Origin of the sequence: uncultured Gimesia sp., assembly GCF_937919775.1 — a bacterium.
GTDB lineage: Bacteria > Planctomycetota > Planctomycetia > Planctomycetales > Planctomycetaceae > Gimesia.
The window spans coordinates 1-6,687 of record NZ_CALFPF010000071.1 but is presented as its reverse complement, the minus strand read 5'-3'; the positions used below and the strand labels follow the sequence as shown (position 1 = coordinate 6,687).

At 51.9% G+C, this 6,687-nt stretch carries 2 protein-coding genes; both read left to right on the top strand.

Annotated features, from left to right (window positions below):
- A partial coding sequence (ccsA, locus tag Q0294_RS01870) for a cytochrome c biogenesis protein CcsA (RefSeq protein WP_299460298.1) occupies window positions 1–3,583 on the top strand: 3,583 nt, incomplete at its 5' end.
- 268 nt (window positions 3,584–3,851) lie between these two features.
- Window positions 3,852–6,641 (top strand): right-handed parallel beta-helix repeat-containing protein, encoded by a 2,790-nt coding sequence (locus tag Q0294_RS01865; protein WP_299460295.1) that lies wholly within the window; start codon window positions 3,852–3,854, stop codon window positions 6,639–6,641.
- The last annotated feature ends 46 nt before the right edge of the window (window positions 6,642–6,687 follow it).

Genomic DNA, 6,687 nt, shown 5'->3' with positions numbered 1-6,687 from the left:
TACTCTTTCCGATAAATCCAGCGAATTTGCCACTCCTGAATCTGATTCCGGTTCAGGGTCCTCAAATTTTAATGAGCTGTTCCTGAAATTCTTACAGCCTTTTGCCTCGCTGCGACTGACCGTAGTGCTGTTCGCAATGGCCATTTTTATTATTCTGGCCGGCACTCTGGCGCAGGTCAACAAAGATATCTGGGTCGTCATTGACGAATACTTCCGCACCGGTATTGCCAAGATTGAATTCAAAGTCTTTTTTCCGCCGTCTTTTTTCCCGAACCTGAGCCAGAATAATATTCCGGGTTTCATTTATTTCCCGGGCGGCTGGCTGATCGGTTTCCTGATGGGCATCAACCTGTTTGCTGCGCACTTTATTCGTTTTAAAGTGCAGGCCAAAGGCGCTCGCCGAACAATGGGCTGGGCAATGATTGGGGTGGGCATCCTGATCACCTGGGCCGTGATTGCCAGTGGGGCCAATAAAGACGGTTTTCAGGAAACTCCCCTCTTGAGCTGGTCTGCGTTATGGGCGTTGATTGAAGTCGGCCTGGGTGCGTCCATCATTGGAAGTATCTGGCTCTTTTTCCAGATTGAATCATTTCGCAAAGTCGAACGCTGCCTGACTGTCGGCGTTGCCGTACTGTTCGCTTTCCTTCTGGTCTGGTTTCTGTCTCAGGGAGAGGCTGCCCGCTTCAGTGATTCCTCGATGCGCATTCTCTGGCAGTTGCTGAAAGCAACTTTCGCAGGCATTGTTTTGCTGGCAGGCTGTATCATTCTGTTCAAAAAACGGGCCGGTATTGTGCTGCTGCACGGCGGTGTCGGGCTGATGATGCTCAGCGAACTGATGGTCGGCACCATGGCCGTCGAAACACAGATGACAATCTCGGAAGGGGAAACGGCAACTTACGTTCACGACATTCGTGAAATTGAATTAGCGATTATCGACCAGACCGATCCCAAAGAAGACCAGGTCACCGTCATTCCCAAATCGATCTTGCTGGCGAATCAGCAGGAAGTCGTTGCTGATCCGCAACTCCCGTTCGACTACGAGCTGGTCAAATATTATCCGAATTCCTCCATCCGCAAAATTTCCTCTTTAACTCCCGAAGAAAATAAACTTGCTGAGAACCCCGCCACGGCAGGGGTTGGCAAAGACTGGATCGCCTTAGAAGCACGCAGTGCCTCCGGTACAGACGTCGGTGGTGCAGTCGATATTCCAGCGGCTTACATTAAAGTGATCGATAAAAAAACAGCGGAGTCACTCGGCGTCTTTCTGGTCAGCCTGGAGATGTCGCTGCAGGAACTTGGCGAGCAGGTGGTCGTAGACGGCAAACCCTATCAGCTTTTCCTCCGCTTTAAACGAACCTACAAACCGTATTCCGTGAAACTTATTGATGTGCGGAAAGACGATTACGCCGGGACTACGACCGTGATGAATTATTCATCGGATATTCAACTGGTAGATCCCACGACCAACGTCGACCGGGAGATCAAGATCTGGATGAATAACCCGCTCCGCTACAGCGGCGAAACATTTTATCAGAGCGGTTATCACGCCGACCCGCGCACCGGCAAGGAAATGACCACTCTGTCTGTCGTCACCAACATGGGCTGGATGATCCCCTACGTTTCGTGCATGATTGTCGCGGTCGGCATGTTATACCATTTCATGATCACCCTGCTGCGATTCCTGGGTCGCCGTGAAAAACAAACAACGGAAGCAACCGCCCTCAGCCAGTCATTGCCCCCCAGTGACGCAGAAAACGCCGCCCGGAAAAAGAAAACAGGGTTCGCGACTACGCTGAATACCTGGCTGATTCCCGCATTGATTCTGGTCATCTTTGGCGGTTATCTGATGAGTAAAGCCCGTATTCCCAAAACGCCCTCGAATGAAATGAATCTGTATGAATTCGGACAACTTCCCATTCTGTATCAGGGACGTTCCAAGCCGATCGACACCCTCGCTCGCAACAGCCTGCGAATCATTTCCGGCCGACAGGACTTCAAAGACAAAGCGGGCAAAACCGAACCCGCAATCAAGTGGTTGTTGGATACCATCGCCAAACCGCGCGAAGCTTTCGAATATAATGTTGTGCGAATTGAAAACCCCGAACTGCTGCATACGCTCGGACTCGAAAAACGCGCGGGCTTCCGTTACTCCTTTGATGATTTCGCGGAAAAAATTCCCGAACTCTCTAAACAGGCCGATCTGGCACGTAAAGCGGGGCGGGGAAATACCAGCCTGTATCAATCGCAGATACTCGAGCTGGAAAGTAAGATCGGCACCGTTGATTTAATCATCCAGGCTTTCACGCCGCCGAATATCCGTGCCGAATCTGCGCGTGACGACCTGATCGAAGCGATCCGCCGTCACGGGATGCTCGACCGCCGAAATCCTCCCCGGTCCATTCCGCCGGGAGGCGAAGGGGAAGAAGAAAAAGAGTGGCAAACCTACTCTTATGGCTGGACGCGCGATCTGGTCAAAGCCAGCTTCTCCAAAGATAAAGAAAACGAAGCCACCCAGGCCTGGACGAAAATCCTGGTCGCCTACTCTCAAGGCAATGTGAACGAATTCAATAAAGAAGTCCGCAGCTATCAGAGCTGGTTGAAAAAACATCAGGCAGACCTGACGGATGCCAATCTATCTCAAATTGATTACGAAGCCTTCTTCAATCATTTTGAACCGTTTTATTATTGCTCAGTTTTATATCTGTTCGCTTTTGTGCTGGTCTGTATTTCCTTCCTGTTCTGGCAAAAACCCTTGGGTAGCGCCGCCTTCTGGCTGATCGTACTCACGTTTGTCGTCCATACGTTCGCCTTGATCTCCCGCATCTATATCTCGGGACGTCCTCCCGTCACCAATCTCTACTCCTCTGCCGTCTTTATCGGCTGGGGTGCTGTGCTGGCGGGAATTGTCATCGAACGCATGAACCGTCTGGGCATCGGCAACCTACTGGCATCGGTTGCTGGATTTTCCACGTTACTCATCGCCCACATGCTGGCCGGCGACGGTGATACGATGGCTGTTCTGCAGGCAGTTCTGGATACCCAGTTCTGGCTCGCCACGCACGTGGTCTGTATTACACTCGGTTACGCTGCCACGTTTGTGGCAGGCATGCTTGGTCTGTTTTATATCCTGTGGGGAACCTGTACCCCGCGCATGACGGCCGATGCAGGGAAAGAAATCATTCGCATGCTGTACGGCGTGCTCTGCTTTGCCATTTTCCTCAGCTTTGTGGGAACCGTGCTCGGCGGTCTCTGGGCTGACGATTCCTGGGGCCGCTTCTGGGGCTGGGATCCGAAAGAAAACGGGGCGCTGATCATCGTGCTCTGGAACGCACTGGTGCTGCACGCCCGCTGGGGAGGCATGGTCAAAGATCGAGGTCTGGCAATGCTTTCCATTGGCGGGAATATCGTCACCAGCTGGTCCTGGTTTGGTGTGAATGAACTTGGCGTCGGACTGCACTCTTATGGTTTTACTGATGGAGTCCTGATGGCGCTCGGACTGTTTATGCTTTCACAGCTAGCCGTGGTCGCAGTCGCATTCATACCACAAAACCGCTGGTGGAGTTTCAAGCAACGCAATGCCTGATTCGGAATGAGAAATCGGAACTCACTGCGTTTTCGCCGATTCTTTAAGCCGATTGTCGATTTAGGACAGAGATACTGCAGGGATCTTTATCTGTGAGTGAGCCTCCTGGCCCAGCACGCACACTCGCGCCAACCGGAAAAGTTATCCTGTTTTCTCCGACCCCAAAAGCTAATATCATTGAACGCCCTTCCTGCAAGAAGTGTTTCAGCCCCACATTCCGTTGTGACGAAAGGTCTTATAACTCTACGTCTACTACGGAATGGATTCCATGAAACGTGTTTGCCTCGCTCTACTGATCGCCCTCTGCGTACCGGGTACGCTTCTCGCTCAGCCTGTTGATCCCGCTTTCGATGAGCCTGGTTTCGAAAATGAAAATTATGGCGGCGATGTCTCAGAACTGTTCGGCGATTCCGCCTGGTTTGGCCGTTATCGACCGCATTTCGGATACCGCTACGAAGCAGGCGACACGATCGGCCGCATCGGCGGACTTTCTTCTTTTGATACATTCTTCCCACTGCTGGAAGGAGAAGACGGCGACTGGCTGACCTTCATCGATGCGCGGCTGCTGCTGGGAGACGACAATCATAATCTGGGTTCGAACGTTGGTTTCGGTGCCCGTCAATATATACCCGAAGTTCAGCGAACCATCGGCGCCTACATTTATTACGACACCCGCGACGCCGGTTACGCCAGCTTTGACCAGGTCTCCGGCGGGATCGAAACGCTGGGTGATATCTGGGACGCGCGACTCAACTGGTATGTTCCCACAGGTCAGACCAGAAATGAGTATGCAACCACTCATACCAGTGGCGGCAGCTATATGTTCATCGGCCATCATTTGTCTGGTGGCACCTTTACCCGTTATTATCAGGCCGCGATGAAGGGCTTCGATATGGAAGCCGGGGCCAAATTCTACAGCAACGACTCGATGGACCTTCGCGCTTATGCAGGCTGGTATCACTTTCAGGCAAATGGCAGCAAACAGGCCTGGGGCTGGAAATCCCGCATCGAAAGCCGCATCTCGGATATGGTCTCACTGAATCTCGGCGTGCAAAATGACCGCGTGTTCAATACGACCGTCAACTTTTCTGTCGGTATTCAGTGGCCCAGTATTACAGGTTTGCGAGGAGGCCCTCGTTCTGATTTGAAAGCCTGGGATCGACTCGGTGAAACCCCCGAGCGTCTTCGCAGTATCGTTGTCGCCAACCAGAAAATTGAAGACCCGAATGGCGGCCTTGTCATCGATCCTACCACAGGATTGCCGTTTTACTTCATGCACGTCGCGACCGGCGGCAACAGCGATGGCTCTTACGAAGACCCGTATGCGACCCTCGCCGCCGCCTTTGCTGATCCGCGCACACAAGCAGGGAACGTCATCGTCTACGATCACCGCAACGGAATGGAAACAGGCGACTTTACACTCGCAAACAACACACAGGTCCTCTCAGCAGGACCGACGCAGTTCATCACTTCCACCATCGGACAGATCCAGCTGCCTGACTCCAACACCGGCGTGAATCCACAAATCACGGGTAGCTTCACGCTGAATAACCGCAGCGTGCTCTCCGGCTTTGACATCATCACAACCGGCGCCGGATCTTCGATTCTCGCCAACGGCGTGGGTAACCTGACGGTCTCTAACAATACGATTAACCATAATGGAGCCGGCACGGCAATCAGCCTGACTAACTTAACAGGTCCCGCGTCTTTCAATCTTACCCCGCTCTCAAAAACGGATGGTCTGGGCGTGTCGATTACGGGAAGTTCCAATACGGCTGATGTGACCTTTACCAACAGCTCCATTACGAACACCAACGGTAATGCGGTCGTCATTGCGAATTCTGGCGGAACCATTCAGTTCGGTCAAATCACAACCACCAATGGATCGACGGCCGTTGACATCGATGACAGCTCAGCGAATATCACCATCGCCGAGTTGAACACGACCAACACCACACTGGCGCCACTCGATATAAATAATGTAACGGGGAGCGTCACACTCAATGGGGGAACACTCGACAATAGCGGGTTCTCTGCCGTCCAAATTGCTGATTCGAAAAATGTCACCATCAAAAATACTACCATCAACTCACCAACGACATATGGTATCGTCGGAGTGAATGTTGAGAACTTCAACTTCTCTTCCAATACGATCAACAATGCCGCCATCGATGCGATTTCGGTGAATGGTAGCGGGAACGGCACGATCAGTGATAACACGATCAGAAGTATTGTGACCGCCTTCGGTACTGGTATTGATGTCACCCTCACTGGAAATTCGACTGTTGACATTGACAATAACACGATCACCAGTCTCGTGGCACTGGCAGGGAGAGCCATCAGAGTGAATGTCAGCTCAGGAGATGTCACAACACGCATCAGAGACAACCAGATCACCAGTTTCGCTAACGCATTCGGTGATGCGATTGTCTATACCGGTAACTCGACCGGCGCCATGACCACCACCATTACCGGCAATACCATTCAAAATGACGCAGGTATCTTCGGCAACGGGATTGACGTCCGGTATAATAATGGTACCGCCACCACAACCATCGCGCAAAACACCATCGACTCGGACGATCTGGTCAACTTGTTTGGCGCAGGCATCTATCTCAATCTGAATACGACCGGAGCCACAAATACCACAATCAATCAAAACACGATCTCCGACGACAACCTTGCTGCCTTGTTTGGCGACGGTATCGGCATTGACATCGATCGCGGCACCGACCATGACATCTTTATCACGAGCAACAATATTGCTCAAACAGGCGGTATCTTTGACGATGGCATCGAAATCCTGATGGATGGTGGCGGCAACGCCAGTGCCCGTATCCGGGTAAACTCCAACACATTAAACGGTAGTGCTGGCATCGGTGGCAGAGGACTGGATGTCGCGGTCTTCGCGACTGATACGCTCTGCCTGGAAGTCATGGGTAATCAATCCAGTACCGCGTTCGACTTATTTGCTGGCATCAATGGAACCATCAATGTGGAAGACTTGCCCAATCTGTCTACAAACAATAATGGCGTCACCATCAACCTGTTAGTGTAGCGATTTAAAATTGTGGGAACTTATTTGGTAGAGTTGTCGTCTGATT

Bases quoted from the DNA above. Each gene is read 5' to 3' on its own strand.
- Q0294_RS01865 (WP_299460295.1), top strand. From the start codon at position 3,852: ATGAAACGTGTTTGCCTCGCTCTACTGATCGCCCTCTGCGTACCGGGT.